The sequence below is a fragment of the Allobosea sp. 01N443 genome (assembly GCF_056399325.1).
Genome location: NZ_JBFTRC010000068.1, coordinates 24,986 through 51,532, shown reverse-complemented (window position 1 = coordinate 51,532; position 26,547 = coordinate 24,986). Strand labels below are relative to the sequence as shown.

Sequence of the window (26,547 nt, the reverse complement as noted above, 5' to 3'; positions counted from 1 at the left end):
CCTTCGACCAATCGCTCACGGTGGAGCCCTCCGCGATCCGGTCGGCCCTGCCAGAACGGGTCGGGTTCGTCTCGACCGAGACCGGTGCGGAGAATACCCAGCTCGACCTTTCCCTGCCCAAGGACTGGCAGGCTCGCAGCTTCCGCGACGACGACCGCCTCGTCGTCGATCTGCTGCCGCCGGCCAAGGCCGGCGTGCTCAGCCTGACGGGGCTCCCGGCGAGTGCCGCCGATCAGCCGGACAAGCCGCCCGCCCCTGCCGTCAAGCCGGCAGCTGCAAGCGAGGCACCGGCACCACAGCAAGCTGCTCCAGTCGCCAAGCCAGCCGCAGAGCCTACCGCGCCGGCCATCGACCCGACGCCTCAGCTCGTGAAGATCCAGTCATCGGCGGGCCCGGATGGCAGCCGCATCGATTTCCGCTTCCCGCGCCCGACCGGGGCTGCGGCCTTCGTCGATGCCGGCCTGGTGACTCTCGTCTTCGACACCCGCGACACGATCGACCCCGCGAGCTTTCGGCAGATGCTTCCGGAGCTGATCGAGGAAGCCGTTGTCACGCGCGAAGGCAAGGCCACGCTGGTCCGGCTGCGCCTGTCCAACCAGCAGTTGGTGCGCTTCAGCGATGACGGCACCGGCTGGACGCTCGGCTTCGGTGAGCAGGCAGGCAAGCCGACGAACCCTGTCGCCCCTGCACGCACGGTCGATGAGCGCGGCCAGACGATCCTCGCCATTCCCCTGCCCGGCATGACCGGCGTGCATTGGATCGAGGGCGGGACCGCGGGCATGCCCATGGCCATCGCAACCGCGCTGGGGCCAACGCGGGCTGTGACCAAGCCCTATCGCTTCGTCGAGTTTGGGTTGATGCAGACCGCCCATGGCCTCGCCATCATGCCGCGCTCCGACGACATCGTCGTCCGCGCCGGCACCGAGCAAGCGCTGATCGGGCGCGCCGGCGGCCTGACCGTCACCCTCGATCTTCCGCAGAGCGAGGAAGACAAGACGAAGACGCCGGTCGCGGCGCCCCCGCCCCTGCTGAGCCCGGAGCTCTGGGCGAAGCTGCGCGTTGCAGCCGTCCGTGAACGTGCGCGTGAGCTGCTGCGCGATGTCGCCGACGCCTCGCGCAGCCGCAAATCCGAAGCACGGCTGGCTCTCGCCCGCTTCTATGCCGCAAACGGGTTGATGCCGGAGGCCGCGGGGCCTCTCCAGGCGATGCTGGCCGACGATGCCGCCATGCGCGGCAATCGCGAGGCTCTGTTCCTGAAGGGTGTGATCGCGGCGAAGATGCACCGTACCCCCGAGGCTCTCGCTTCCTTCGAGGCCGGCCCGCTCAAGGAAGATGCCGAGGCGGGGCTCTGGCGCGCATTGATCGAACAGCGGCTYGGGCGCCAGGCCCAGGCGCTTGCCGGTTTCCGGCGCGCCGAGGCGACGCTCGACGGCTACCCGGATGATCTGCAGGTGCAGTTCCGCCCGGCGATGGCGCGCGCAGCCATGGCCATGCAGGATATGACGACGGCCGAGCGCCAGATCGAGCGGCTCTCGGAATTGCCGCGCGATCTTGTGGACAAGGAGGAGCTCGCACTCCTTCGCGCCATGCTCGATGATGTCAGCGGTCGCCCAGAGGCCGCGCTGAACGGCTACAAGCCGCTATTCGAGGCCGCCAGCAGGCCAGTCGCAGCGGAGGCGCAACTGCGTGCCATCCGGCTGGTGCAGACCGAGAAACGCCAGGACATTTCGCCTGATGAGGCGACCCGCAGGCTCGAGACGGTGTCGATCATCTGGCGCGGCGGCGAGATCGAGATCGAGGCTTTGTCCGAGCTCGGCCGGCTCTATACCGCGCAGCACCGTTGGCGTGACGCCTTCCAGATCGCGCGCCGCGCCAACAACAACTACCCCGACAATCCGCTGACGCGCCGCCTTCACGATGAAACGGCCCAGCGCTTCGCCGAGATCTTCAGCAATCGCGACGCAGCGCAGGAACAATTGCCGCGCATCGAAGCGCTGGCCCTGTTCTACGACTTCAAGGAATTCCTGCCGATCGGCCGGCGCGGCGACGAAATCGCCCGCCTTCTCGCCGACCGGCTGGTGGAACTCGACCTGCTCGACCAGGCGAGCGAGATTCTGCGCTATCAGATGCAGGCCCGCCTGACCGGCGCCGCGCGGTCGACGATGGCTGCACGCCTTGCGATGATCGCGCTGATGAACGGCAAGCCAGCCGAAGCGCTGCAGGCGATCTCCTCGACGCGGCTGATCGAACTGCCGGGAGACGTCAAGCGGGCGCGGCTCCTGCTCGAGGCGAAGGCCCTCTCCGATCTCTCGCGCACCGACCAGGCGCTCGAGATGCTCGAAATCGAGCGCGGTCCGGAAGTCGACCGGCTGCGCTCGGATATTTACTGGACGGGCCGCCGCTGGCGCGACGCTGGCGAAGCGCATGAACGCATTTTGGGCGAAAGCTGGCGCGGTAACGCGCCGCTGAACGAGCGTGAGCGCGCCGACGTGATGCGCGCCGCCGTCTCCTATGTGATGTCGAACGAGGCTCTGTCGCTCGACCGGCTGCGCACGAAATTCGCCGCCAAGATGGCCGAGAGCACGGATGCTCGCACCTTCGCCTTCGCGACCGGGGCCAACCGTGCCAATGCCGCCGATATACGCGAGATGGCGCGCGCCGTTTCCGGTGCCGACAACCTGTCGGAGTTCATGAGGGCCTATCGCGAGCGCTATCCGGCCTATTCAAGCGCTGTGCGCAGCCGGCCCAAAGCCGAGCCCGAACAGGCAGCACCACCCAGCTCGACCGGCGCCGAGGCGAGCCCGGGCGCAGCGCCAGGCCGCGGTTGACCGCTACGTTCCGTAACTCTTGATCAGCGATCCCGTGACGAGGCCCCAGCCGTCCACCAGGACGAAGAAGATCAGCTTGAACGGCAGCGCGACCGTCACCGGCGGCAACATCATCATGCCGACGGACATCAGGATCGAGGCCACGACGAGATCGATGATGAGGAATGGCACGAACAGCAGGAAGCCGATTTCAAACGCCCGGCGCAGCTCCGAGATCATGAATGCCGGCACGAGAATCTGGATCTGGATATCTTCCGGCTGCGTCGGGCGGGGCTCCCGCGACATCTCGATGAACAGCATCAGGTCCTTCTCGCGGACATGCTTGAGCATGAACGCCTTGAAGGGCACGACGCCGCGACTATAGGCCTCCTGGGGCTGGATCTGCCCGGCAACCAGCGGCTCGACCGAGACGCGATAGGCTTCGCGCAATGTCGGCGCCATCACGAAGCCGGTGAGGAACAGCGCCAGCCCGACGATCACGGCGTTGGGCGGCGCGGTCTGCGTGCCGATGGCCGAGCGCAGCAGGGACAGCACGACCGCGATCCGCGTGAACGACGTCACCATGATCAGGATAGACGGCGCCAGGGAGAGCACCGTGATGACGGCGATGAGTTGCAGCGCCCGTTCGGCGACGCCCCCACCCTGCCCGAGATCAAGCGAAAGCGTTTGCGCCCGAGCCGGCTCGCAGAGCGCAAGCGCGACCATCGCGCCGGCACAAGCGACGCGGCAACCGCGACGCCATCTCGCATCCGTCAGGGTCAGGATCACGCAAAGCCGCCATCAAAGCCCGACTCAACCGATCGGGCGAGACGACGCTAGGGCGCCCATGTCCGCCAGGGCAACCAAGCCGGCGGCATCAGGATCGTCGCAGCCCGACAATCCTGTTGATCACGCCCGTCCGGTCAGGACTTCGACTTCGGATCACGCCCGAGCAGTCGCGCGAACTCGGCTTCGATCGCATCGACCGAGAACGGATCGATCTGAATGGGCTTCTCCTCCGGCTTCGATTCGGCCTTCGGCTCTTCGGCGGCGGGAACAGAGGACGGCTCAGGCTTTGGCTCGGCCTCGGTCTCTGACTCGGCGATCTCTGCCTCGGCCTCCGTATCGGCCTCGTCCTCACTGACCTCCAGAGCGTCGTCCGGAGCGAGAACCGGCGCGGCTGCTGCGGGCTTCGGCTCTTCAGGCTTGACCGGCGCAGGCGGCGTCACCGGCAGAACGACGTCCGGAACCGGGGTCGCCGGCGCCTGGGACGACCGGACAGCCGAATGCGGACGCTTCAGCGCCTCCTCGAGCTGACGGGCCATATCGTCAAGCTCATCGGAACTCACGCTTGGYGCGGGAGCCTGATTGCGCCCGAAATTCGGAGCCTGTGAGGCCACAATCGCAGCTCCTGCCGCGAGACCGGCCATGCCAGCCGCTGCAGCGCCTGCCGGTGCCACAGCCGGTTCGACGCGCGAAACAGGCCCAGGGGTACGATGCGGCAGCGGCGGCAGGCTATCCGGCTGCGGGGCGGCCGGCTGCGGCGGCGGAGAGGCGCGACGCGTTTCCTCCTGCAGATCGGCGCGAAGAGCCTCGAAACCGAGCGCCGGGTCGATCGCCAGAGGGCGTTCAAAGACCGGGGCCTCGGCCTGCGCCGGTACCGCAATCCGTCCGCCGCTGCTGCCGCGCACGATATTGGTCTCGACCACCACGTCGGACGCGCCGCCGATCATCACCAGATGCTCGACATTGTCGCGCCGGATCAGCACGAGCTGGCGCTGCCGGTCGAGGTCATGGATATCGACCACCCCGAGGCGCGGTTGCCGGGCGCGGCCACCGCCCTGCCCTCCTATCCTGAGTCGCCCGCCGGTGATGCGCCGCAGCAGGAAGGCGAAGAGCGCCACCAGAATCAGGACGATAGCGAATGCAATGATCCAGCGGAGGCCGGTCGAGAGTTCGAAGCCAAACAACGTCTGCAAGGTTTGCCTCATGTGCGACGGCGACAGCCCTTGGCGGACCGCAATTCCACCCAAGGTTCAACACGTTGGCTATAGCATAACGCCCGCAATTTCGGGAAACAGGGTTAGCACTTGGTTAATTTGGTTCACCGGATTCGTGAATCTTAACGCGAAATTAACCAAGCACCCGGCAATATTTTCCCAGTGGATCGACTGTCAGGACGGAATCGCTCCGCGGCTCCGATCACGGCCATCCCCTGAGAAAACGGGACAAACTCCATGTCTGGCAATGCCTTAGGCGCTGGCGGAAACCTGATGCAGGCGTTGAAGACGCGTATGCACTGGCACCAGTCCCGGCAAAAAGTGCTGTCCGAGAATGTCGCCAACGCCGACAGCCCCGGATTCCGCCCGATGGATCTCAAGGCGCCGGCCATCGGCACGGCTTCGTCCGGCGTCTCGCTGGCCCAGACCTCTGCCGGCCATATGGGCCCCTCCGGACAGCGCAATGGATTCGATACCGCCAAGGCACCCCGCTTCGAGGTCACTCCCAACGGCAACGGCGTCAATCTCGAGGACGAGATGATGAAGGTGGCCCAGAACCAGTCCGACTATCAGCTCGCCGCCTCGCTCTACAGCAAGGGCCTCGGACTGATGAAGATCGCGATCGGTAAGGGCCGCTAAGGCAGCGGACGCAGGAGCAGCAGCCTCATGGATCTTCTCAAGAGCATCGCGGTGGCGACATCGGGCCTGCGCAGCCAGTCCGGCCGCATGCGGATCATCGCCGAGAACCTGGCCAACGCCGATTCGGGACCGGATCGCGCCGGCGTCGATCCCTACCGCCGCAAGATTCCGACGTTCCAGCGGCGGGTCGACCGTGAGCTCGAAGCCCAGGTCGTCGATCTCGGCCGCGTCCAGCGTGACCAAAGCGCCTTCCGGACGAAATTCGAGCCCGGCAACCCCGCAGCCGACGCCACCGGCAATGTCAGCATGCCGAACGTGAACTCGCTGGTCGAGACCATGGACATGCGCGAGGCACAGCGCAGCTACGAGGCCAATCTCAACCTGATCTCCTCCACGCGCCGGATGATCCAGCGCACCATCGACATCCTGCGCGTCTGATCGGCGCCAGCGGAACGGAACCTCGCACCATGGCCACATCCAGCTTCGCCGCCGGCGCTTACGCCTCGACGCAGGGTCTCGGCGCCGGCAACCTGATGCGCAAGCCGCTCGGTGCGGCCGCCGGCGCCAGCGCGGGCATGCCGGATTTCTCCTCGCTGATCGGCAAGGCGCTGGAAGCAACCGCCGATGCCGGCCGCAAGAGCGACATCCAGACCGCAAGCGTGGCCGCCGGCCGCTCCGATATCGTCGATGTCGTCACGGCCGTCGCGGAAAGCGAGGCCGCGATCGAAACGCTGGTTGCGGTTCGCGACCGCGTGATTGCAGCGTATGAGGAAATCATGCGGATGCCGGTCTGATTCCCGGCTCGATCAGGACGCAAACCATGACCTCAGGCGCCATCCTCGACGTCGCGCGCGACGGCATCGTCGTCTTCCTCAAGGCCGGCGGCCCGCTGATGATGGTCGCGCTCGGGGTCGGCCTCGCCGTCTCGCTCGTCCAGGCCCTGACGCAGATTCAGGAGCAGACCCTGATCTTCGTCCCCAAGATCGTTGCGGTCTTTGCCGCCATGATGCTGTTTCTGCCGTTCATGGGCGATGCGCTTGCAGGCTATATGGGGCGGGTCGCCGTCCGAATCGCCACGGGCGAATGAACCTTACGCTGCCGCGACCGGCTCTGGGGCTGCCGCAGTGGCGTCCCGAGTGGCGCAGGGGCCCAGCCGGCACGATGCAGATCGCGATCCTGCCCGAGATCGGCGCGCTCTTCGTGCTCGTCTTCGCGCGTGTCGGCACCCTCGTGATGCTGATGCCCGGCATCGGCGAACGCTTCATCTTCTCACGCGCGCGTCTGTCGCTGGCCTTCTTCATCGCATTGATGATCGTCCCCATGGCGCGCACGATCATCACCCCGCCCGGCGACATGCCTGCGCTGGTCGGCCTTCTCATCAGCGAACTCCTGATCGGACTGACCATCGGGCTCAGCGTGCGCCTTGTGATGGCCTGCCTGCAGAGCGCCGGCGCGATCGTGGCCCAGACCATGGGCCTGGGTTTCGCGATGACGGTCGATCCGACCGGAGGCATGCAGAACCCGTCGATCGGCAACTTTCTGACGATGCTCGGCATCACGCTGATCCTGGTCACCGACCTCCATCACGTCGCCATCGCGGCGATTCATGAAAGCTATCGGCTCCTGCCGCCTGGCGGCTTTCCGGATGTCGGAGACATGATGACCCTGGCGATCCGTGCGGCGACGCAGGGCTTCGCCCTCGCCGTTCAGATTTCCGCGCCCTTCATCGTCTTCGGTCTGCTCTTCAATCTCGGGCTCGGCGTGCTGGCGCGGATGATGCCGCAGCTTCAGGTCTTCTTCCTCGCCGTGCCGGCCTCGATCCTCGGCGGCATGCTCGTGCTGCTCGCCGTCGTCGGCGTGATGATGGGCGTCTTCCTCGAGGATCTCGGCAACTTCCTTCGCCAGTTCACCGGCAACTGAGGAGCGGCGATGTCAGAGGACGCCGACAACGAGGACAGGACAGAAGACCCGACCCAGCGAAAGCTGGACCAGGCGATCGAGAAGGGCGACATCGCCCGCTCGCAGGAGATCGGCACCTTCTTCGTCCTTTGCGGTTTCACACTGGCGCTGCTGGTCGGAGCCGGCTGGTCGGCGAGCAGTGCGGCGCTTTCCCTGCGCTCCTTCCTGATGAACGCGCATCAGGTGCCTTCCAGCGGCGAGGCCTTCTTCAACGTCACCAAGCAGGGCGTGATGACGGGCTTCATGGCGCTCGGCCTGCCCTTCGCCTTCATCCTCTGCGCCGGGCTTGCCGGTGCGCTGATCCAGCACAAGCCGCTCTGGACCTTCGAGCCGCTGATGCCGAAATTCAGCCGGATCTCGCTGATGGCTGGGGCCAAGCGGATCTTTGGCAAGGAGGCCTGGGTCAATTTCGCCAAGGGCCTCGCCAAGATCCTGCTGATCGGCACCGCCGTCGGCCTGACGCTCTGGAAGGAGCACGACCGGCTCGAGAGCTTCGCGCAGATGAGTGTCGCCGCGATGCTGCCGGCGACGCTGTCGCTGACGATCAAGCTGATGGCGAGCGTGCTCGCGCTCTTTGCAGTGATCGCGATCGGCGACTTCGTCTATCAGCGCTTCAGCTGGTACCAGCGTCAGCGCATGACCAAGCAGGAGCTCAAGGAGGAGTTCAAGAACTCCGAAGGTAATCCCGAGGTCAAGGCGAAGCTGCGGCAGATCCGCGCGCAGCGGGTCAGGAAACGCATGATGGCCGCGGTGCCCAAGGCGACCGTGATCATCACCAACCCGACCCACTTCGCCGTCGCGCTGCAATACGAGCAGGGCATGGGCGCCCCGCTCTGCCTCGCCAAGGGCGTCGACGCGCTTGCCCTGAAGATCCGCGAGGTCGCGGGGGAGCATCGCGTGCCGATCGTCGAGAACCCGCCGCTGGCCCGCGCGCTCTATGCGACGGTCGATATCGACGAAGAAATTCCTGTCGAACACTATCAGGCCGTCGCCGAAGTCATCGGTTACGTCTTGCGCCTGAAGGGTAGGCGCGCCTAACTCGCAATCTGCGCGACCTGCGCGCTAAGCCCCTCGCTGGCGGCGAGGAGGCGTGAAACGGGACGGACCAGCCGCATGAGCGGAACCACGGCGACAACCGCGATCGATCGCTCCGACAAGCCAGGCCGTATCGGCCTGATCCTGCTTGTCGCCGGCTTGCTCGTCGGAGCCGCGATCGCGCTCGGCTTCATCGCCAATGAATGGGCGCAGCCGCTGATCCTGGGCCTGCTGGCCCTGCTTTCAGTGATCGGTGTCTTCGGCCTCTTTGCCTTTTCTATTGGCCTTGTTCAATTTTCGGGCCGCGCAGCGCGCAATGACCTGACCAAAGCCATCGTCGACAGCGCCGATGACGGCGTCGTCGTCACCGAGGGCGAGAACCGCATCGTCTACGCCAACGAAACCTATCTGGCGCTCGCCGGAGCCCGCGGAGCCAGCGACATCAAGCCGGTCGAACGCCTGTTTACCGGCCGCCCGGAGGTCTCGGAAGCGATCTACCGTTTGGCGACCGCCGCGCGCGAAGGCCGCCGGCTGGCGGAGGAAGTCCGGCTCGAGCCCGCCCTCAACGGTCGCGACACGGTCGGTTGGTATCGAATCCGGGTATCCCCCGTGCGCCGCGAGGGCAAGGCCGCCATGCTCTGGAGCGTCTCGGACGTGACGCCCGAGCGTGAGCGTCAGGAGAACGCCTTCCAGGAACTCCAGCACGCGATCGACTATCTCGATCACGCACCGGCCGGCTTCCTCTCGATCGACGCCGATGGCGAAGTGCCCTATCTCAATGCCACGCTCTCGGGCTGGCTCGACTATGACCTCGCCCGCTTCGGCTCGGGCGGACTGCATCTCGACGACATCGCAACCTCGAACGCGGCTGCCCTGATCCAGGCCATTCGCGGGCAGCCCGGCGATGTCCGCGTCGAGGTCCTCGATGTCGATCTGCGCCGGCGCAATGGCACGACCCTGCCGGTCAGGCTGCATCATCAGGTTGCCTTCGGCAGCGACAGCCGCGCTGGCCCCTCACGCACGCTCGTGCTCAACCGGACGACCGGCGAAGCCGGGTCCGACGGGCGCAGCGATGCCGAAGTGCGCTTTGCCCGCTTCTTCCACTCGACACCGATGGCGATCGCGACTGTCGACCGCAACGGCGCGATCCTGCGCTCCAACGCCGCCTTCACCCGGCTGACGCAGCAGGGCCGCCAGCCCGCGACAATCCAGGATCTCGTCGCGCCCGGCAGCCTCGACGAGGCGCTCGCAGCGACCATGGCCGGCAGCAGCGACATCGCCCCGCTCGATGCCAATCTCTCGGGCGAGGACGGACGTTCGGCCAAACTCTATCTCTCTCCGGTCGCAGCGACCGAGGACAGCGATGGTGAGCGCGCCATCGTCTATGCGCTGGAGACCACCTCCGAGCGCAAGCTCAAGGACAATATCGACCAGGCCCAGAAGATGCAGGCTGTCGGCCAGCTCGCCGGCGGCATCGCGCACGATTTCAACAACGTGCTGCAGGTCATCATCAACGCGTCCGAGTTCCTGCTCGCCAGCCACAAGCCGACCGACCCGTCCTTCCCGGACATCATGCAGATCAAGCAGAACGCCTACCGGGCGGCCTCGCTGGTCCGGCAGCTGCTCGCCTTCTCGCGCCGCCAGACGCTGCGCCCGCAGGTGCTCGAGCTCGGCGACGTGCTCTCCGATCTCTCGTTGATGCTGAAGCGCGTCGTCGCCGACAAGGTCTCGCTCGACATTCGCCAGGGCCGCGACCTCTGGTCGGTCAAGGCCGATCTCGGTCAGCTCGAACAGGTCATCGTCAATCTCGCGGTCAATGCGCGCGATGCCATGCAGGACGGCGGCAAGCTGCAGGTCCGCACGCGCAACGTCGCAGCGGAAGAATGCGCCGGGTTCGGCCATCAGGCCCTGCCCACCGCGGACTATGTCATGCTCGAAGTCGAAGACAGCGGCACCGGCATCCCGGCCGAACATCTCGACAAGATCTTCGAGCCCTTCTTCACCACCAAGGAGGTCGGCAAGGGCACGGGGCTCGGCCTTTCCATGGTCTATGGCATCGTCAAGCAGACCGGTGGCTTCGTCTTCGTCGATTCGACCCTCGGCAAGGGCACGACCTTCCGCATCTTCCTGCCTCGTCACGTGCCGACGGAAGAGGAGATCGCCGCCGACAACGCTGCCAAGGAAGCGCCCAAGAAGGTCGCAGCCGATCATACCGGCGCCGGCGTCATCCTGCTGGTCGAAGACGAGGACGCGGTGCGTGCGCTCAATGCCCGCATGCTGATCTCGCGCGGCTATACCGTGCACGAAGCGGCCTCGGGCGTGGAGGCGCTCGATATCTTCCTCAAGCATGACGGCAAGATCGACCTCGTCGTCTCCGACGTGGTCATGCCCGAGATGGACGGCCCGACCCTGCTTGGCGAGCTACGTCAGCGCAACCCGGCCACCAAGGTCGTCTTCGTCTCCGGCTACGCGGAGGAGGCCTTCCGCAAGAACCTGCCGGAAGGCGAGCAGTTCCACTTCCTGCCCAAGCCTTTCACGATGAAGCAGCTGGTCGAGACAGTGAAGGCCGCGATGAGCTGAGGCGCGAGGCCGCGCAGGTAGCGAGGCGCGGCGTCCACGAACGATGCGGGCAGCGCGATGTCGGACGGGAACTCACGCAGATACCTGATCCTGCTTCTCGCCCAAACCCTGTGTGCGATCGTCGTGCTCGCCAATGTGCGGGGCATTTTCCTCCTGCTGATCGACAATATCGGAACGATCATGACTGCCACTCGCGGCAGCGCGTTGCAGACCGCGCTCGCGGTCCTGATCGGCCAGGCCTGCTACTGGTGGCGCCTGCGTCATGTGACCATCCCCGCCACCTATGGCGGCCTGGTGATCGGCCACTTCGTCTCCTTCGCAGCCCGGATCGGCTTCATCTTCGGCGGCGCTCTGTTCTCGCTCTATTATCTCCGGCACGTCCCGGAGCTCGATCTTGGCTATCTCGATCTGAGCTGGCGCGGGGCGCTCCTCATCGCCGTCATCTTCGCGCTCTACTGCTACACCCTGGAGCTGGAGCGGCTCGGCAACGCGATGCAGATCCGGGCCATGCAAGCGAAGGGCGACAGCCGGGCTTGAACAGCTCTGCAGGGAGGCGATGAATGAGAACAAAAAAAGAACTTGAAGACAGGAACAAACCGTGACCATATTTGCTCACGGCGCACATTGAGAAGTGATCGCGCCCCTGCCATAAGGAGCGCACGTTGTGAATCAGGCAAATCTCCGGCTCGTGGAAGGCTCTTCGATGGACAAGGCTAAGGCGCTCGATGCGGCGCTCTCGCAGATCGAACGGGCTTTCGGCAAGGGCTCGATCATGCGCCTGGGCAAGAACCAGCAGGCGATCGAGATCGAGACCATCTCGACCGGCTCGCTCGGGCTCGATATCGCGCTCGGCGTCGGCGGCCTCCCCAGGGGCCGCGTCATCGAAATCTACGGACCAGAATCCTCCGGCAAGACCACGCTTGCGCTCCACACCATTGCCGAAGCCCAGAAGAAGGGCGGCGTTTGCGCCTTCGTCGATGCCGAGCACGCACTCGATCCGGTCTATGCCCGCAAGCTCGGCGTCAATCTCGACGACCTCCTGATCTCGCAGCCCGATACCGGCGAGCAGGCGCTCGAGATCACCGACACCCTGGTTCGCTCCGGCGCCATCGACGTGCTGGTGGTCGACTCCGTTGCGGCCCTCACGCCCCGCGCCGAGATCGAAGGCGAGATGGGCGATGTCCAGCCCGGCCTCCAGGCGCGCCTGATGAGCCAGGCCTTGCGCAAGCTCACCGCGTCGATCTCGCGCTCGAACTGCATGGTCATCTTCATCAACCAGATCCGCATGAAGATCGGCGTGATGTATGGCTCGCCCGAGACCACGACCGGCGGCAACGCCCTGAAATTCTACGCCTCCGTGCGCCTCGACATTCGCCGCGTCTCGACGCTGAAAGAGCGCGACGAGGCCACCGGCAACCAGGTCCGCGTCAAGGTCGTCAAGAACAAGGTGGCGCCGCCCTTCAAGCAGGTCGAGTTCGACATCATGTTCGGCGAGGGCATCTCGAAGGTTGGCGAACTGATCGACCTCGGCGTCAAGGCCGGGATGGTCGAGAAGGCCGGAGCCTGGTTCTCCTTCGACAGCCAGCGCCTCGGCCAGGGCCGCGAGAACGCCAAATCCTTCCTCAAGGCCAATCCGGACGTTGCGGCGCGCATCGAGGCCACGATCCGGCAGAATTCAGGCCTCGTTGCCGATCGCATCCTCGATGAGGCGACACCGACCGACGATGATCTCGACGAGGGCGACGCCTGAGCCTTATCTCCGCGCCAGCGGCAGGGTATTTTTGGCGGGCGGCCCTTCGGGGCCGCCCGTTTCTTTTATGCGCCAAGGCCTTGTCACGGGAATTCTGGACAGGTGCAAAGCCGCTGACTAGAACCGATCCCAACCAGCAGGCCCGCCCGGCCACCCATCCTGAAGCAGAGTTCGAATTGCGATGAGCGGCGTCAACGAAATCAGGTCCACCTTCCTCGATTATTTCAAGGCGAACGGCCATGAGGTGGTGCCATCGAGCCCGCTCGTGCCACGCAACGACCCGACGCTGATGTTCGCCAATTCAGGCATGGTGCAGTTCAAGAACGTCTTCACCGGACAGGAAAAGCGCTCCTACCAGCGCGCCACGTCGGCGCAGAAATGCGTGCGCGCCGGCGGCAAGCACAATGACCTCGACAATGTCGGCTACACCGCGCGCCACCACACCTTCTTCGAGATGCTGGGGAACTTCTCCTTCGGCGACTACTTCAAGGAGCAGGCGATCACCCACGCTTGGACGCTGGTCACGCGCGAGTTCGGCCTGCCCAAGGAAAAGCTGACCGTCACGGTCTATTCCGAGGATGACGAGGCGCACGCGCTCTGGAAGAAGATCGCCGGACTTTCGGATTCGAAGATCATCCGGATTCCGACCTCGGACAATTTCTGGCGCATGGGCGACACCGGCCCCTGCGGCCCCTGCTCCGAGATCTTCTACGACCATGGCGACCATATCCCCGGCGGCCCTCCAGGCTCGCCCGATGAGGACGGCGACCGCTTCATCGAGATCTGGAACCTCGTGTTCATGCAGTATGAGGAGGCCGCCGGCGGCATCCGCACCAATCTGCCGCGGCCCTCGATCGACACCGGCATGGGGCTGGAACGTGTCGCCGCCGTGCTTCAAGGCACGCATGACAATTACGAGATCGACCTCTTCGCGACCCTGATCCGCGCCATCGCGGACATGACATCGGTCTCGTCCGACGGACCGATGAAGGCGAGCCATCGTGTCATCGCCGACCACCTGCGCTGCTCTGCCTTCCTGATCGCCGACGGTGTTCTGCCCTCGAATGAAGGCCGCGGCTATGTCCTGCGCCGCATCATGCGTCGCGGCATGCGCMATGCCCAGCTGCTCGGCGCCAAGGAGCCGTTGCTTCACCGGCTCGTGCCGGTCCTGACCCGCGAGATGGGCCAGGCCTATCCCGAACTGCTGCGTGCAGAGGCCCTGATCACCGAGACCTTGAAGCTCGAGGAGACCCGTTTCCGCACCACGCTGGCACGCGGCCTCTCGATTCTCGACGACGCTGCCAAGGATCTCGGCGCCGGCCAGAAGCTGAAGGGCGATGTCGCCTTCACGCTCTACGATACCTATGGCTTCCCGCTCGACCTGACCCAGGATGCGCTCCGCGCCCGCGATATCGGCGTCGATCTCGACGGGTTCGACGCGGCGATGCAGCAGCAGAAGGCGAAGGCGCGCGCCGCCTGGTCCGGCACCGGCGAGGCTGCGACAGAAAAGCTCTGGTTCCCGCTGCGCGACCGCGTCGGCGCCACCGAGTTCCTCGGCTACGACACCGAGACGGCCGAGGGCGTTGTCACCGGACTGATCCGCGACAATGCGGAAGTCGAGAGCCTGAAGGCCGGCGACACCGGTTTCGTCGTGCTCAACCAGACCCCGTTCTATGGCGAGTCCGGCGGCCAGGTTGGCGATACCGGCACAATCACCGGGGCGGGCTTCGCCGCACAAGTTTCGGATGTGCAGAAGAAGCTCGGCGACATCTTCGCCCACGCGGTCAAGGTCACTTCGGGCGAAATCAAGCTCGGCACACCGGCTGAGCTTACAGTCGATCATGCGCGCCGGAGCACGATTCGCGCCAACCACTCCGCGACCCACCTGCTGCATGAGGCGCTCCGGCTCGTCCTTGGCGATCATGTCGCCCAGAAGGGCTCGCTGGTCTCGCCTGAGCGGCTCCGTTTCGATTTCTCGCACCCCAAGCCGATCTCCGAGGCGGAGCTGGCCCAGGTCGAGGATATCGCCAACGCAGCCGTGCTGCGGAACGAGCCGGTGGCGACCCACCTGATGAGCGTCGACGAAGCCATCGCTTCGGGGGCCCGCGCCTTGTTCGGTGAAAAATACGGCGATGAGGTCCGTGTCGTCTCGATGGGGACGACCGAGGCCGGCAAGGCCTTCTCGGTCGAGCTCTGCGGCGGCACCCATGTTTCGCGCACCGGCGATATCGGCATCGTCAGCATCGCCGGCGAAAGCGCGGTGGCAGCTGGCGTGCGCCGTCTCGAGGCGGTGACCGGCACGGAAGCCCGGCGTCAGCTCAACACCGATGCCAGGCGTCTGCGCGACCTCGCCAGCCTGCTCAAGGTCCCCGCGGCCGAAGCCGAGGCACGGCTCGCCGCCCTGGTCGAGGAGCGCCGCAAACTGGACCGCGAACTCACCGAGGCGCGCAAGAAGCTCGCCATGGGCGGCGGCGGCAGCGCCGAGGATCCGATCCTCGAGATTTCCGGCGCCAAGCTCCTGGCCCGCGCCGTCACCGGCGTCGAGATGAAGGATCTGAAGAGCCTCGCCGACGAAGCCAAGTCTCGCGTCGGCTCGGGCGTCGTCGCCATTGTCGGCGTCGCGGAGGACGGCAAGGCCGGCGTCGTCGTCGGTGTTACCGAGGATCTGACCTCGCGCTTCGACGCGGTGGCGCTGGTGCGCGCCGCCTCCGAGCAGCTCGGCGGCAAGGGCGGTGGCGGGCGCCGCGACATGGCGCAGGCCGGTGGCCCGGACGGCTCCAAGGCGCAGGCTGCGCTCGACGCCGTCGCAGCCGCGATGAGCTGACCGGGTTCGGACGACGGAGAAGACGGGGTGCAGTATCGTCTCGCCGCCACCATTGCTCTTGCCCTGGTGGCAGCGAGCGCCTCAGGCTTTGCCCAGCAGGTGCGCCCCCGCCCCGCCGCACCGGCCCAGCCCGTCCAGCCAACCCTGTCGGCCTCGCGTAGCGCGATGGCCGGCTCCATGTTGACGGTGTTCGCCAGCAAGGCGCCGGCACAATCACAGCTCGCCATCGCGCGCCCCAGCGATCCTGCTGAAGCGGCCATCGTCTCGGTCATTCTCGGCGCCGTGTCCGCAACCGCGATCACGACGCCCGGCGAGCCCGGCAGCTATGAACTCCGCCTCGTTCGCCAGGATTCCGGCAAGCCCGAGATCCTGGCCAGGCAGCCCCTGGCAACCACATCCCCTTCGGCGACCTTGTCGGCGCCGGACCGCGCCAAGGCCAAGACAAGCATCCCGGTTCGCGGGATCGGTCCCAATGGCGAGCGCGATCGCGTCGTCATCACGGCGCCTGATGCAGCCGTGGACGCGGCAGGCCCATCCTTCTATCCGGCAGAGAATGTCGAAGCGCTGCTGGAAGCACCGGACAAGCCGGGCAGCTATGAACTTCGCTATGTCATGAACGCACCGCTGAGCGGCCAGCGTATCCTCGCTCGCCGCCCCCTCACGATCGAGTAGCGATCATCCCGGCCGCGTGCCCAGGCATCGCGATCGGCGTTCTCAAGGCGAGCGATAGCGCGGAGCTCTCCGAGACGGCTCCGCAGTGAGTTTGCTGGTCATCCCGCAGAGCCCGCCCAACCGAGCGACCAGGTTCCCTTCGTCGAGGACGGATGTCGGCCGCAGCACGTGCGGATCACCCCGCTGACGTTACGCCAGCGGCTGACCTGGTCTGCACGGCACGACACGCTGTGTCGTCGCATGCACCTTGGCCTCGACAGCAAAAAGCGCCCGGATCGGGATCCGGGCGCTTCAACTCATTCACTCAGGATCGCAGAGCTCAGGCAGACATCGCCTTGCGCATGTTCTCGCTGACCTTCTCGAGGAAGCCGGTGGTCGAGAGGAACTTCTGGTCGGGACCGACCAGCAGCGCCAGATCCTTGGTCATGTCGCCAGCCTCGACAGTGTCGACCGTGACCTTCTCGAGCAGCGTCGCGAACTTGGCGAGTTCGGCATTGTTGTCGAGCTTGGCGCGGTGGCTGAGGCCACGCGTCCAGGCAAAGATCGAGGCGATCGAGTTGGTCGAGGTCTCCCTGCCCTTCTGATGCTCGCGATAATGGCGCGTCACCGTGCCGTGCGCGGCTTCAGCCTCGACGGTCTTGCCATCCGGCGTCATCAGCACCGAGGTCATCAGGCCGAGCGAACCAAAACCCTGGGCCACGGTGTCGGACTGCACGTCGCCATCGTAGTTCTTGCAGGCCCAGACATAGCCGCCCGACCACTTCATCGCCGAAGCGACCATGTCGTCGATCAGACGGTGCTCATAGGTGATTCCGAGCTTGTCGAATTCGGCCTTGAACTCGGCCTGGTAGATCTCCTCGAAGATATCCTTGAAGCGGCCGTCATAGGTCTTGAGGATGGTGTTCTTGGTCGAGAGATAGACCGGGTACTTGCGGATCAGGCCGTAGTTCAGCGAAGCGCGTGCGAAATCCCTGATCGAATCGTCGAGATTGTACATCGCCATGGCGACGCCGGCGTCCGGAGCCTTGAAGACCTCCTTCTCGATCACGGCGCCATCATCTCCGACGAACTTGATCGAGAGCGTGCCCTTGCCGGGGAACTTGAAATCGGTGGCGCGGTACTGGTCGCCATAGGCGTGGCGGCCGATGACGATCGGCTGCGTCCAGCCCGGCACGAGGCGCGGCACGTTCTTGCAGATGATCGGCTCGCGGAAGATCACGCCGCCGAGAATGTTGCGGATCGTGCCATTCGGCGACTTCCACATCTGCTTGAGATTGAACTCCTTCACCCGGCCCTCGTCCGGGGTGATGGTGGCGCACTTCACCGCGACGCCATGCTTCTTGGTGGCGTTGGCGGCATCGATCGTGACCTGGTCATTGGTCGCGTCGCGGTTCTCGACGGACAGGTCGTAATAATCCAGCTCGAGGTCGAGATAGGGGAAGATCAGCGTGTCTTTGATCTTCTGCCAGATGATGCGGGTCATCTCGTCGCCGTCCATGTCGACGACGGGATTGGCGACCTTGATCTTGCTCATGTGATTTCGACCCCTGCTGCTGGCCAGTCTGGAACGTTTCCGGGCTGCAGCCATAGCTCCGCAGCCCGCCCGCGCGCTTCCTAGCGGGTTACGTGCCACTGGGGAAGCACGGCTTTTGGTCGAGTTGCCCAAGCCTCATGCCGCACTGCCTTCATGCTGCACTGCCGCAAAAACTGCACCTTCCCGTTCTAACTTCGATTTGAGATCGCCGCCGAGGAAGAATGCCGACTTTGTATCACCATCGCTGCAGTATTCGTGCTGGCCGGTCCATCGGGGCTCGGGCCGGCATCGTTGCCCTCCTGCTCGTCACGGGCTGGGCGGCGAAGGCCAATGACGACGGTGCCTACAGCCCGCGCTTCCCCATTCCCAAACCTATCCTCACCCACGAAGTGCCTGACGACGCGGTCGAACCACAGGCTCAAGAGGCGCAGGACGATCTGGACGCCGTGCCGTTCGATCCGGCTCTGAGCGCGCGCGCAAACTGGCCCGCCACGCCGAAGGCCAACCGGCAGTTGCCTAGGGAAATCCCGCTCAGCGTCATTCGCCAGGGCTTTTCGACACGTGGCCCGACAGGGTCTGCGCCCGAACGGAGCGTCGGCCTCCAGCTCGGCGCCGACACGTTCTCGATCTCGACCAAGCTGRTCGCACCGCCCGGGCACGAGCAGGTCGGCGACGCACGCATCGACTGGAAATTGGCCCGGCCTGTCGCCAACAAGGGGCCCGGCTTCATCTGGACGATCTCGACGGGAGGCGGCAGCAGCACGGCGGGAAAACCCGAGCAGAACGCCAGTCTGCTGGTCGGGTTCCGCCACCAGCTCTTTCAGTACCTGACCATGAGCTCGCAGCTCTCCATGGCCGGCAGCTACGTCTTCGCTCCCGATGGTGGCCCGCACTCGACGCTTGTGCCGGAGGTCAAGTTGAGCGCCGATCTCGCAGCTCTGGCGAATCTCTCCTGGGAGGCCTCGCTCGATCTGGCGCTGGCACGTCAGATGCCGCTCGTCGCGAGCCAGTACGAGACGCGCGGCACCGCCCTGCTGCGCCTGAAATACAGCCTCGAATGAAGGGACCCTGCTCTGCCTTTGCCGGCCTTCCGTGATCGCCCCGGTCGCTCTAGCCTTTAGGCATGACAGATACTCCCGTTCCCAAATTCGCTCTCGTAACCGGCGGCACACGCGGCATCGGCGCAGGCGCTGCGCTTGCGCTCGCCCAGTCCGGCTACGAGGTCATCGCCACCGGCCTCACCGATGATGAGGTCGCGGCGTCCCCGCCTCACCCCACGATCCGTCACGCCAAGCTCGATGTGACCAGGGATGATCAGGTCGCGGCCATCGTCGCGCTCTGCCCCCGTATCGATGCGCTGGTGAACTGCGCCGGGATGATCCAGCGCGGCGGCAAGGAATTCGAGATCGAAGCCTTTCGCCTGACGATCGAGGTCAACCTCACCGGTTCGATGCGGATGTGCGTGGCGGCCAAGGACAAGCTCGCCGCCAATGGCGGGGCGATCGTCAACATCGCCTCCATGCTGACTTTCCACGGCTCGCCCTTCGCCCCGGGCTACTCCGCATCGAAGGGCGGCATCGGCCAGCTCACCAAGTCGCTCGCGGCCGCCTGGGCACCTGAAGGCATCCGCGTCAACGCCGTCGCTCCCGGCTGGATCGCGACCGAGTTGACCAGGCCCCTGGTCGAGGATGCTGCCCGTTCGGCGCCGATCCTGGCGCGTACACCACAGGGTCGCTGGGGCRARCCSRGCGATGTCGGCGGCGCCATCGCCTTCCTGCTCTCGGATGCGGCCAAGTTCGTGACAGGTGCCATCCTGCCCGTCGATGGCGGGTATCTCGCCATCTGACGCCATCCACATCAACACCAAAAACGCCAAACACGGCAACGGCATGCAACCGCTTCCGGAATCACTCCGGCAACGACTTGAATCAAGATCTCAGGCAGGAAACGCCATGACCAACCCGAACCCCATGCCAGTCGAGGCGAGCGCCGAGGACCGCTGGACGCCCTATCGCCACCCTCAGCCGAAGGATTCCCCACCCGAACTGATCGTGCCCAATGTCATTCCAACCGACGAGCGGGTCTGGGTGCCGGTCGATGACAATGTCTGGTTCCGTCCGCTGCTCTTCTGCGTGACGCGCGGATACTGGATGAACCTCCTGAAGGTACGCCGCGCCGGCGTGCTCTCGCGCCACCGCCACCCCCTGCCCGTGCACGGCTATGTCCTCAAGGGAAAGTGGCGCTACCTGGAGCACGACTGGGTGGCGACCGAAGGGTCCTATGTCTACGAGGCGCCGGGCGAGACCCATACGCTCGTCGTCGACCCTGACGTCGAAGAGATGATCACCATGTTCCAGGTCAATGGCGCGATGATCTATGTCGATCCCGACGGCAAGTGCCTGGGCTATGACGACGTCTTCACCCGCCTCGACAAATGCCGCGCGCATTACGCGGGCAACGGGCTCGGAGCGGATTACGCGGACCAGTTCATTCGCTGACGACCAGTTTCCGTGCCGGATCGACACGCGTCGGTTCGGCAGCACGGACGAATCCTAAACGGTCTCTCGGCTAGTTCCGGTCAAACCGACCGAAGCCTATGCCACCTCTGGAGAACCGTTCATGCGCGCCGTCCTCGCCCTGCTGATGTGGATGTCGGCGGCCGGCCTCCCCTCGCCAGCCGACGCGCAATCGGACTTCTATACGGCGACGTCTGCCGAGATCGCCGGAGGGCGCCCCGGAACGCTGATCCGGACCGAGATTCTGAACGGAACGCCCGAGGGCGCCAGCGCCTACCGGATGCTCTATCGCTCGGTCGGCCTCGACGGGCGGCCGATCGCCGTGTCCGGTGTTGCGATCGTCCCGCCCGGCCCCGGTCCGGCCGAGGGACGCCCCGTCGTCGCCTGGGCGCACCCGACGACCGGGGTCCAGCCGCAATGCGGACCGTCGCGCTCCGGCGGTATCTTCCAATCCATTCAGGGCCTGCGTCCGATGCTCGCGCGTGGCTACATCGTCACGGCGACGGACTATCCGGGCCTGGGCGCACCGGGGGTCCATCCTTATCTGGTCGGCGCCAGCGCGGCCCGCTCCGTAATCGACTCGGTGCGCGCGACCGGCCAGCTCCCCAATGCCTCCGCCGGGCGGCGCTTCACCGTCTGGGGCCACTCCCAGGGTGGGCACGCGGCGCTGTTCACCGGCATCCTGGCGAAGCGCCTGGCGCCCGAACTCGACCTCGTCGGTGTCGCCGCCGCAGCGCCTGCGACCGAACTCGCCACATTGCTGTCCGACGACATCGACACGGATGGCGGCCGGAACCTGACGGCAATGACCCTGTGGTCCTGGACGCGTGTCTACAAGGCGCCCCTGAACAAGATCGTGAGTTCGGGCGCGATTCCGGTGGTCGATCAGTTGGCCGCAGATTGCCTGGAGAGCCTGACGGACATCTTCAGCAGGCTGCGCCCGACCAAGGCGCTGGAGCGCCGCTTCCTCGTCGACAACGCCTTTGCTGAGCAGCAGCCTTGGCGCGCGCTTCTCAGCCGCAATACCCCCGGTCTCCTGCCGCGCAGCGTCCCGGTCTATATCGCGCAGGGCACGAGCGACACGCTCGTCCGGCCCCAGGTGACACGCGACTACGCAGACAAGCTTTGTCGCGCCGGCAGCGCGGTGCAATTCGATGCGTTGCCGGGCGTCGGCCATCTCCTGGCTGCGCGAGACAGCGCCGACGCGGCGATCGCCTGGATGGATCAGCGCTTCAAGGGCGTGACGCCGCCGAGCGTTTGCGCCCTGTCGCAGTAAGGGTCTCGCTGCAACCGCTCGGTCCTGATCGGACCGGCGGCAGGTTCGAAGGCCATTGCATCGGCCGGAAAAGTGGATTGCGGCTTTCGGGAAGGCCGATGCAAACACAAAGGGTTAGATCATCGGACCGGATACGATTTCTGGTCCGAGGATCTAACGCCCGAGCTTGGCGAGCTCGACCGCCGCCCGCAGCTCGATATGAGCCAGCACATCGTCGAGGCGCGGATCATCGGTGGTCTCGCGCCGCAACGAGAGCGTCGTCTTGAGGCGTTCCAGCTCGGCGATCTGGACGCGGCCGGAGAGGAGCGCAGCCTTCAGCCTGTCGAGCCCGTCGAGCAGGTCATGCCCGCGCCGTGCCTGACGCTTCTTGCGCTCCTGCGCATCGCCTTCGGCCTGGACCGCGAGCAGGAGATCGAGCGACCCCGCATTGCTGACCGTGCTGCCCTGTGCCGCCGTCGCGGATTCGCGGCCGGGCAAAGAGAACGACGCCGCGCCGGCCCGCCGGGTCTGGCTGGCCGAGCCTGCCCCGATAACGGGCGTGCGCGGGTCGATACGGATCATGACGGCCTCGGTTGACGATGCGCCAAGCCTTGGACCCGCATGGTTAACAAGCGGTAAATCGCCCGGCAAAAACTGCCGATCCGGCAGGAACGACATAGCGACAACGGCAAGCGCCAGACAGAGCCTACCTCACAACAGGCTGGCAAATAAGGGTTTTCATGAAATCGGCAGTTGGCACGCCCCTCGCAAGGCATGAGCCGCTACTGTCTCATTCCCGCCGGTGCCCTATGGTTCGCCTGCCCTCCCTGAAACGCCTTGTGACGCCGCTGGCCGCGCTGCTGGCCATCGGCCTGTCCTGGGCGGCCGAGCCGGCGCAGGCGCTCTCCCGCATCAAGGATCTCGCCGCCGTCGAAGGCGTGCGCAGCAACCAGATCCTCGGCTATGGCATCGTCGTCGGCCTCAATGGCACCGGCGACACGCTGAACAATACGCCCTTCACCAAGCAGTCGCTGCAGGCGATGCTGGAGCGGCTCGGCGTCAATACGCGCGGCGCCAATATGCGCACCGCCAATGTCGCCGCCGTGATGGTGACCGCGAACCTGCCGCCCTTCGCCACCCAGGGCACGCGCCTCGATGTCACGGTCTCGGCACTGGGTGACTCCAAGTCGCTTCAGGGCGGCACCCTGCTCGCAACGCCGCTGCTCGGCGCCGATGGCGAGGTCTACGCCGTCTCGCAGGGGCCGGTCGCAATCTCCGGCTTCTCGGCCGAGGGCGACGCCGCCAAGATCACTCGCGGCGTGCCGACGGTCGGCCGCATCGCCAATGGCGGCCTGGTCGAACGCGAGATCGACTTCGCGCTGAACAAGCTGAAGACGCTGCGGCTGTCGCTGCGCAACCCGGACTTCACGACGGCGCGCCGCGTCGCCGCTGCGATCAATGATTTCCTCGGCGGCGATGCGGCAGAGCCGACCGATCCCTCGACTGTCGTGCTGCAGATCCCCCCGCGCTTCCAGGGCAACATGATCCGCATGCTGACCGAGATCGAACAGCTGCGGGTCGAGCCCGACCAGCTCGCCCGCATCGTCATCGACGAACGCTCCGGCATCATCGTCATGGGCAAGGACGTCCGCGTCTCCACCGTCGCCGTCGCGCAGGGCAACCTGACCGTGACGATCAGCGAGCAGCCGGAAGTCAGCCAGCCCGAGCCTTTCGCCCGCGGCCGCACCACCGTCGTGCCCCGCACCAACGTCAAGGTCGACACCGAAGGCGGCAACAAGCTCGCCCTCGTCAAGGAGAGCGTGACGCTCGCCGAGCTCGTCGACGGACTGAACGCCCTCGGAATCGGCCCGCGCGACATGATCTCCATCCTTCAGGCGATCAAGGCCGCCGGCGCCCTCCAGGCAGAAATCGAGGTGATGTAATGACCGCCGCACTCGCCCTCCCCGCTGCGAAACTGGCGCTCGGCGTTGCCGGAAGCCTCGTCAGCGGCCTGGCAAACGCTCTCGATCCCGCCAAGGCGAAGGCCAAGAAGCAGGCCGACGAGTTCGAGACCGTCTTCCTCGAACAGGTCACGGACAAACTGATGGCCTCCAGCGAGACCGAGGGACCGCTCGGCGAGAACGGCACCGGCGGTGGCGTCTATCGCTCGATGCTGACCCAGGAATATGCCCGCAATCTGCAGCGCGCCGGTGGCATCGGCCTGTCCGATCCGATCATGCGCAGCCTGCTGCAGGTTCAGGAACAGGCCACCGCGGCGATGACTACCGGAGCTGCACGTGTCGCTGGCTAGGCGTGTACTGGACGAGCGGCCGCGGATCGCAAGCGCTCTCGAAGCGCAGGCGCTGATCGAAGCCGTGCTGGAGACGCTCGGGGCCCTGTCCCATGTCGTTGGCGAGGAAACCGAACTGGTCCGCGCCGGCAAATTGTCGGACGCAATGGAACGCGAACCGCGAAAGACCGAGCTTGCCGGCATCTATATGCGCGGCGTCGAGCAGGTGAAGCTGAATGCGGTGGCATTGGCGCGCTTCGTCCCCGATCAGGTCAAGCGCCTGAAGGCCGCCCATGTCGCATTCCAGGACCTGATCGAGATCAACCAGATCGTGCTTGCCACCGCGCGAGCCGTCTCGGAATCGATCGTCCGCGATCTCGCCTTCGAGGCAAACCGTCCGATGCGGGCCGCCGGCTACGGACCGACGGCAACTGTGGGAGCCGGCGCCTTTGTYCGCCCGAACTCCGGGCCGCTCGTGATCTCCCGCAGTCTCTGAGCCACGGGGAGCCAGCGTGCCAGGGGGGAGGCGGCGGCTGCCACGGCAATCGTCAAAATTTACCTAATCTCCTTACGGAAGATTCAATCTTCGCGGTCATTGTCGATATGATGCGAAGGGTGCGGCTTGGCCGCGCCTTTCGTACGACGGCCGCGAGGGGTGGCTGTTATCCGACTCCAGAAGGAGTGAGCGATGGATTTCGGGGCCTCGACGAGGGCGACAGCGGTCGGCGCMTATCACGTGACCGCCAGAAGCGATGCCGCCGCGACCAAGGGGAGCATCCCGGTCGAACTGCCGGCGGCGCAAACCGTCCAGTCGGCAACAGCGGGTGAAGCGGTCCAGCTCGATCTGCAGGCCCGCTCTGAACAAGCGCGGCGCGACGACGCCATGGCAAAGCAGAACGCCACCACGGACAGGCAGGCGGCGCGCCAGCGCGAACAGGATCTGCGCGATCTCATCGAGCGTCGCATCGTGATCGAGCCGCGCACCCGCGAAGTTGTCATCCAGAAGAAGAACAGGGTGACCGGCGAGACCGTTTCGCAACTGCCTGACGAGACGCTGCTCCGGCTGCGCATCTATTCACGTGAACTCGCCGAGAAAGCCCGGCTCGCCGACGAAACCAGCGCGCAGCATTATGTCGAGCGCACCGCCTGACAAGGGCTGCCTTCCCGAATTTGTATCCCAGCCGCCCGCTCCCGCGGGCGGTTTGCGTTTGGGCCGATGGAACCCAGCCACCGTCTTATCGCGCGCTTAACCATGCAGTGGCTTTGCCMAATCTGACGGCAATTCGACCGCTGAAATTTACCACTCGTTACGGGTTGGCGACCGAGTGTCCTCGGGTCGCGGCCAGAAGGCCATGACGCCAGAATGGCACCATACCAGAAGGTATAACGACTATGGCTATTACGCTCTCTTCGGCTGTCCGCAATTCGGTCGCCACTCTCCAGCAGACCGCTGCCGCCGCCCAGGCCACCCAGTATAAGCTGGCCACCGGCAAGAAGGTGAACACCGCGGTCGACAACCCGGTCAATTATTTCACCGCCCAGTCGTTGAACGAGCGCTCGGGACAGCTCAAAGGTCTGCTCGACGGCATCTCGAACGGCATCCAGACCATTCAGGCTGCCTCCAAGGGCATCGATGGCATCACCAAACTGGTCTCGTCGCTGCAGTCCACTGTGAAGCAGGCCCAGGCCGACGCCGCTCAGAACCGTCCGACCGTCGTCGGCACCGGCACCACGCTCGCCGGCGCAGCAGAAGCTGTTGCGACGAGCAAGAGCTTGAAGGATATCGCACTCGACAAGCGCATCGGCAGCGCCGGCGATACGGCGGTCTCTGCAGCCACTGCCGGCAGCGCCGGCGACCTGGGTGTTGACACCACGGCCGCTCCCTCGCTGACCATCCAGCTCACCACTGGCACGCCAGCCTCCCCAACTTCGACGACCAACGTTTCGATCGCCCTGACGGCCAACACGGCAATGCTGCCTTCGGTCTAGCAGCGGCTGATCGCACCACCGGCGGCGTCTCATCTGGCGTGACTTCGGCGGTTCGCTCGAACCTCATCCAGCAGTACAACGACCTGCGCACGCAGATCGATGAACTCGCCAAGGATTCAGGTTTCAACGGCGTCAACCTGCTGGCCGGTGACAAGGTCTCGATCCAGTTCAACGAGAAGACCGGCAAGAACCAGTCCAAGCTGGAGATTCAGGGCTCGACGCTGACCTCCGACAACCTTGGCATCGTCCAGGCCGGCAACACCCAACTCGCCGGCTTCACCAACTTCCAGAACGACGCCGATCTGGAAGGCGCAACCAAGGCCCTGACCGGCGCCTTGACCTCGCTGAAGTCGCTTGCTTCGGGCTTTGGTGCAAACCTCTCGGTGGCGCAGACCCGCCAGGACTTCACCAAGGACCTCGCCGGCGTGCTGGCGGCTGGTGCCGATAGCCTCGTCAATGCCGATGCCAACGAAGAGGCCGCCAACCTGCTCTCGCTGCAGACCCGTCAGCAGCTCTCGCAGACCGCCCTCTCCATGGCCTCGCAGGGCGACCAGGCGGTCCTGCGCCTGTTCTGATCCTTCGTCCGCAGAAGCGGGCTCGCCCACAGAATGTGGGCCGAAGACAAAAAGAGGCGGAGCGAAAGCTCCGCCTCTTTTGCATTTGACGGACGGCATGAGGAGCACGCCGCATCCCTCGT

At 65.5% G+C, this 26,547-nt stretch carries 26 protein-coding genes; 22 read left to right on the top strand and 4 right to left on the bottom strand.

Annotated elements, in window-relative coordinates:
- On the top strand, nucleotides 1-2,828 hold a 2,828-nt coding region (locus tag AC1DRP_RS17885), incomplete at its 5' end, for a hypothetical protein (RefSeq protein ID WP_476769139.1).
- A 3-nt stretch (nucleotides 2,829-2,831) separates the two neighbouring features.
- Here AC1DRP_RS17885 and fliP read toward each other — a convergent pair.
- Together fliP and AC1DRP_RS17875 are read right to left on the bottom strand one after the other, a co-directional pair.
- Nucleotides 2,832-3,533: a flagellar type III secretion system pore protein FliP gene (gene fliP / locus AC1DRP_RS17880; protein ID WP_476769140.1), complete on the bottom strand. Its 702-nt coding sequence runs from the start codon at nucleotides 3,531-3,533 to the stop codon at nucleotides 2,832-2,834.
- 197 nt (nucleotides 3,534-3,730) lie between these two features.
- A complete protein-coding gene (locus tag AC1DRP_RS17875; RefSeq protein WP_476769138.1) occupies nucleotides 3,731-4,786 on the bottom strand; it encodes a hypothetical protein in 1,056 nt (351 codons plus the stop codon).
- Nucleotides 4,787-5,044: 258 nt separating this feature from the next.
- Here AC1DRP_RS17875 and flgB point away from each other — a divergent pair, with 258 nt between their 5' ends.
- The 11 genes from flgB to AC1DRP_RS17820 all read left to right on the top strand — a co-directional run bounded on the left by flgB (nucleotide 5,045) and on the right by AC1DRP_RS17820 (nucleotide 16,266).
- Nucleotides 5,045-5,446 carry a flagellar basal body rod protein FlgB gene (flgB, locus tag AC1DRP_RS17870; RefSeq protein WP_441491493.1) on the top strand — a complete coding sequence of 134 codons (402 nt, stop codon included), beginning with the start codon at nucleotides 5,045-5,047 and terminating at the stop codon, nucleotides 5,444-5,446.
- A 27-nt stretch (nucleotides 5,447-5,473) separates the two neighbouring features.
- On the top strand, nucleotides 5,474-5,884 hold the full coding sequence (gene flgC, locus AC1DRP_RS17865; RefSeq protein WP_043237671.1) for a flagellar basal body rod protein FlgC: 411 nt from the start codon (nucleotides 5,474-5,476) through the stop codon (nucleotides 5,882-5,884).
- A 29-nt stretch (nucleotides 5,885-5,913) separates the two neighbouring features.
- Nucleotides 5,914-6,240, top strand: a complete 327-nt coding sequence (gene fliE, locus AC1DRP_RS17860) for a flagellar hook-basal body complex protein FliE (protein WP_441506233.1) — start codon at nucleotides 5,914-5,916, stop codon at nucleotides 6,238-6,240.
- A 26-nt stretch (nucleotides 6,241-6,266) separates the two neighbouring features.
- Nucleotides 6,267-6,533 (top strand): flagellar biosynthesis protein FliQ, encoded by a 267-nt coding sequence (fliQ, locus tag AC1DRP_RS17855; RefSeq protein ID WP_069879968.1) that lies wholly within the window; start codon nucleotides 6,267-6,269, stop codon nucleotides 6,531-6,533.
- 74 nt (nucleotides 6,534-6,607) lie between these two features.
- Nucleotides 6,608-7,366, top strand: coding sequence for a flagellar biosynthetic protein FliR (gene fliR / locus AC1DRP_RS17850; protein WP_069882615.1), 759 nt, complete (start codon nucleotides 6,608-6,610; stop codon nucleotides 7,364-7,366).
- Nucleotides 7,367-7,375: 9 nt separating this feature from the next.
- The gene (gene flhB, locus AC1DRP_RS17845) at nucleotides 7,376-8,443 is read left to right on the top strand and encodes a flagellar biosynthesis protein FlhB (protein WP_441491496.1); all 1,068 of its coding nucleotides are present in this window, start codon (nucleotides 7,376-7,378) and stop codon (nucleotides 8,441-8,443) included.
- Between the two features lie 75 nt (nucleotides 8,444-8,518).
- Nucleotides 8,519-11,020, top strand: coding sequence for a cell cycle histidine kinase CckA (gene cckA, locus AC1DRP_RS17840; RefSeq protein WP_441491497.1), 2,502 nt, complete (start codon nucleotides 8,519-8,521; stop codon nucleotides 11,018-11,020).
- Between the two features lie 57 nt (nucleotides 11,021-11,077).
- Complete coding sequence (locus tag AC1DRP_RS17835) at nucleotides 11,078-11,557, top strand: hypothetical protein (protein WP_441491498.1); 480 nt, start codon at nucleotides 11,078-11,080, stop codon at nucleotides 11,555-11,557.
- A 166-nt stretch (nucleotides 11,558-11,723) separates the two neighbouring features.
- A complete protein-coding gene (recA, locus tag AC1DRP_RS17830) occupies nucleotides 11,724-12,770 on the top strand; it encodes a recombinase RecA (RefSeq protein WP_113514031.1) in 1,047 nt (348 codons plus the stop codon).
- A 181-nt stretch (nucleotides 12,771-12,951) separates the two neighbouring features.
- A complete protein-coding gene (gene alaS / locus AC1DRP_RS17825; RefSeq protein WP_476769137.1) occupies nucleotides 12,952-15,594 on the top strand; it encodes an alanine--tRNA ligase in 2,643 nt (880 codons plus the stop codon).
- 27 nt (nucleotides 15,595-15,621) lie between these two features.
- Nucleotides 15,622-16,266 (top strand): hypothetical protein, encoded by a 645-nt coding sequence (locus tag AC1DRP_RS17820; RefSeq protein WP_476769136.1) that lies wholly within the window; start codon nucleotides 15,622-15,624, stop codon nucleotides 16,264-16,266.
- Nucleotides 16,267-16,585: 319 nt separating this feature from the next.
- Here the strand turns inward: AC1DRP_RS17820 and AC1DRP_RS17815 are convergent, their stop codons facing one another.
- A complete protein-coding gene (locus AC1DRP_RS17815) occupies nucleotides 16,586-17,800 on the bottom strand; it encodes an NADP-dependent isocitrate dehydrogenase (RefSeq protein ID WP_441491501.1) in 1,215 nt (404 codons plus the stop codon).
- Between the two features lie 221 nt (nucleotides 17,801-18,021).
- Here AC1DRP_RS17815 and AC1DRP_RS17810 point away from each other — a divergent pair, with 221 nt between their 5' ends.
- The 4 genes from AC1DRP_RS17810 (at nucleotide 18,022) to AC1DRP_RS17795 (ending at nucleotide 21,592) form a co-directional block, all read left to right on the top strand.
- Nucleotides 18,022-18,861 carry a hypothetical protein gene (locus AC1DRP_RS17810; RefSeq protein WP_476769135.1) on the top strand — a complete coding sequence of 280 codons (840 nt, stop codon included), beginning with the start codon at nucleotides 18,022-18,024 and terminating at the stop codon, nucleotides 18,859-18,861.
- A 62-nt stretch (nucleotides 18,862-18,923) separates the two neighbouring features.
- Nucleotides 18,924-19,646, top strand: a complete 723-nt coding sequence (locus AC1DRP_RS17805; RefSeq protein WP_476769134.1) for an SDR family NAD(P)-dependent oxidoreductase — start codon at nucleotides 18,924-18,926, stop codon at nucleotides 19,644-19,646.
- 106 nt (nucleotides 19,647-19,752) lie between these two features.
- Nucleotides 19,753-20,298, top strand: a complete 546-nt coding sequence (locus AC1DRP_RS17800; RefSeq protein ID WP_441491504.1) for a 2,4'-dihydroxyacetophenone dioxygenase family protein — start codon at nucleotides 19,753-19,755, stop codon at nucleotides 20,296-20,298.
- 121 nt (nucleotides 20,299-20,419) lie between these two features.
- Nucleotides 20,420-21,592, top strand: a complete 1,173-nt coding sequence (locus AC1DRP_RS17795) for an alpha/beta fold hydrolase (protein ID WP_476769133.1) — start codon at nucleotides 20,420-20,422, stop codon at nucleotides 21,590-21,592.
- A gap of 153 nt (nucleotides 21,593-21,745) precedes the next feature.
- On the opposite strand, the gene AC1DRP_RS17790 is transcribed toward AC1DRP_RS17795, so the two are convergent.
- The gene (locus AC1DRP_RS17790) at nucleotides 21,746-22,153 is read right to left on the bottom strand and encodes a flagellar assembly protein FliX (protein WP_441491506.1); all 408 of its coding nucleotides are present in this window, start codon (nucleotides 22,151-22,153) and stop codon (nucleotides 21,746-21,748) included.
- 227 nt (nucleotides 22,154-22,380) lie between these two features.
- Between AC1DRP_RS17790 and AC1DRP_RS17785 the strand changes: the two genes are divergently transcribed.
- The 6 genes from AC1DRP_RS17785 to AC1DRP_RS17760 all read left to right on the top strand — a co-directional run bounded on the left by AC1DRP_RS17785 (nucleotide 22,381) and on the right by AC1DRP_RS17760 (nucleotide 26,425).
- Nucleotides 22,381-23,514 carry a flagellar basal body P-ring protein FlgI gene (locus tag AC1DRP_RS17785; protein WP_043237642.1) on the top strand — a complete coding sequence of 378 codons (1,134 nt, stop codon included), beginning with the start codon at nucleotides 22,381-22,383 and terminating at the stop codon, nucleotides 23,512-23,514.
- Nucleotides 23,514-23,882, top strand: a complete 369-nt coding sequence (locus tag AC1DRP_RS17780; protein WP_441491507.1) for a rod-binding protein — start codon at nucleotides 23,514-23,516, stop codon at nucleotides 23,880-23,882. The genes AC1DRP_RS17785 and AC1DRP_RS17780 overlap by 1 nt, the downstream gene beginning before the upstream one ends.
- Complete coding sequence (locus AC1DRP_RS17775) at nucleotides 23,869-24,357, top strand: hypothetical protein (protein ID WP_441506242.1); 489 nt, start codon at nucleotides 23,869-23,871, stop codon at nucleotides 24,355-24,357. Before AC1DRP_RS17780 ends, AC1DRP_RS17775 begins: the two co-directional genes overlap by 14 nt.
- A gap of 192 nt (nucleotides 24,358-24,549) precedes the next feature.
- Nucleotides 24,550-25,011, top strand: a complete 462-nt coding sequence (locus AC1DRP_RS17770) for a hypothetical protein (protein ID WP_441506243.1) — start codon at nucleotides 24,550-24,552, stop codon at nucleotides 25,009-25,011.
- A gap of 242 nt (nucleotides 25,012-25,253) precedes the next feature.
- Nucleotides 25,254-25,850, top strand: coding sequence for a flagellin N-terminal helical domain-containing protein (locus AC1DRP_RS17765; protein WP_476769132.1), 597 nt, complete (start codon nucleotides 25,254-25,256; stop codon nucleotides 25,848-25,850).
- A 38-nt stretch (nucleotides 25,851-25,888) separates the two neighbouring features.
- Entirely contained in the window at nucleotides 25,889-26,425 is a 537-nt protein-coding gene (locus AC1DRP_RS17760) for a flagellin (protein ID WP_476769131.1), read from the top strand.
- Nucleotides 26,426-26,547 lie beyond the last annotated feature (122 nt).

Excerpts from the sequence above, each read along its gene's own strand:
- AC1DRP_RS17785 (WP_043237642.1), top strand. The coding sequence starts at position 22,381 with ATGGTTCGCCTGCCCTCCCTGAAACGCCTTGTGACGCCGCTGGCCGCG.
- flgC (WP_043237671.1), top strand. The coding sequence starts at position 5,474 with ATGGATCTTCTCAAGAGCATCGCGGTGGCGACATCGGGCCTGCGCAGC.
- fliQ (WP_069879968.1), top strand. The coding sequence starts at position 6,267 with ATGACCTCAGGCGCCATCCTCGACGTCGCGCGCGACGGCATCGTCGTC.
- AC1DRP_RS17800 (WP_441491504.1), top strand. The coding sequence starts at position 19,753 with ATGACCAACCCGAACCCCATGCCAGTCGAGGCGAGCGCCGAGGACCGC.
- recA (WP_113514031.1), top strand. The coding sequence starts at position 11,724 with ATGGACAAGGCTAAGGCGCTCGATGCGGCGCTCTCGCAGATCGAACGG.
- cckA (WP_441491497.1), top strand. The coding sequence starts at position 8,519 with ATGAGCGGAACCACGGCGACAACCGCGATCGATCGCTCCGACAAGCCA.
- AC1DRP_RS17780 (WP_441491507.1), top strand. The coding sequence starts at position 23,514 with ATGACCGCCGCACTCGCCCTCCCCGCTGCGAAACTGGCGCTCGGCGTT.
- flgB (WP_441491493.1), top strand. The coding sequence starts at position 5,045 with ATGTCTGGCAATGCCTTAGGCGCTGGCGGAAACCTGATGCAGGCGTTG.
- AC1DRP_RS17765 (WP_476769132.1), top strand. The coding sequence starts at position 25,254 with ATGGCTATTACGCTCTCTTCGGCTGTCCGCAATTCGGTCGCCACTCTC.
- AC1DRP_RS17795 (WP_476769133.1), top strand. The coding sequence starts at position 20,420 with ATGCGCGCCGTCCTCGCCCTGCTGATGTGGATGTCGGCGGCCGGCCTC.
- AC1DRP_RS17815 (WP_441491501.1), bottom strand. The coding sequence starts at position 17,800 with ATGAGCAAGATCAAGGTCGCCAATCCCGTCGTCGACATGGACGGCGAC.
- fliP (WP_476769140.1), bottom strand. The coding sequence starts at position 3,533 with ATGGTCGCGCTTGCGCTCTGCGAGCCGGCTCGGGCGCAAACGCTTTCG.
- flhB (WP_441491496.1), top strand. The coding sequence starts at position 7,376 with ATGTCAGAGGACGCCGACAACGAGGACAGGACAGAAGACCCGACCCAG.
- fliR (WP_069882615.1), top strand. The coding sequence starts at position 6,608 with ATGCAGATCGCGATCCTGCCCGAGATCGGCGCGCTCTTCGTGCTCGTC.
- AC1DRP_RS17790 (WP_441491506.1), bottom strand. The coding sequence starts at position 22,153 with ATGATCCGTATCGACCCGCGCACGCCCGTTATCGGGGCAGGCTCGGCC.
- fliE (WP_441506233.1), top strand. The coding sequence starts at position 5,914 with ATGGCCACATCCAGCTTCGCCGCCGGCGCTTACGCCTCGACGCAGGGT.
- AC1DRP_RS17835 (WP_441491498.1), top strand. The coding sequence starts at position 11,078 with ATGTCGGACGGGAACTCACGCAGATACCTGATCCTGCTTCTCGCCCAA.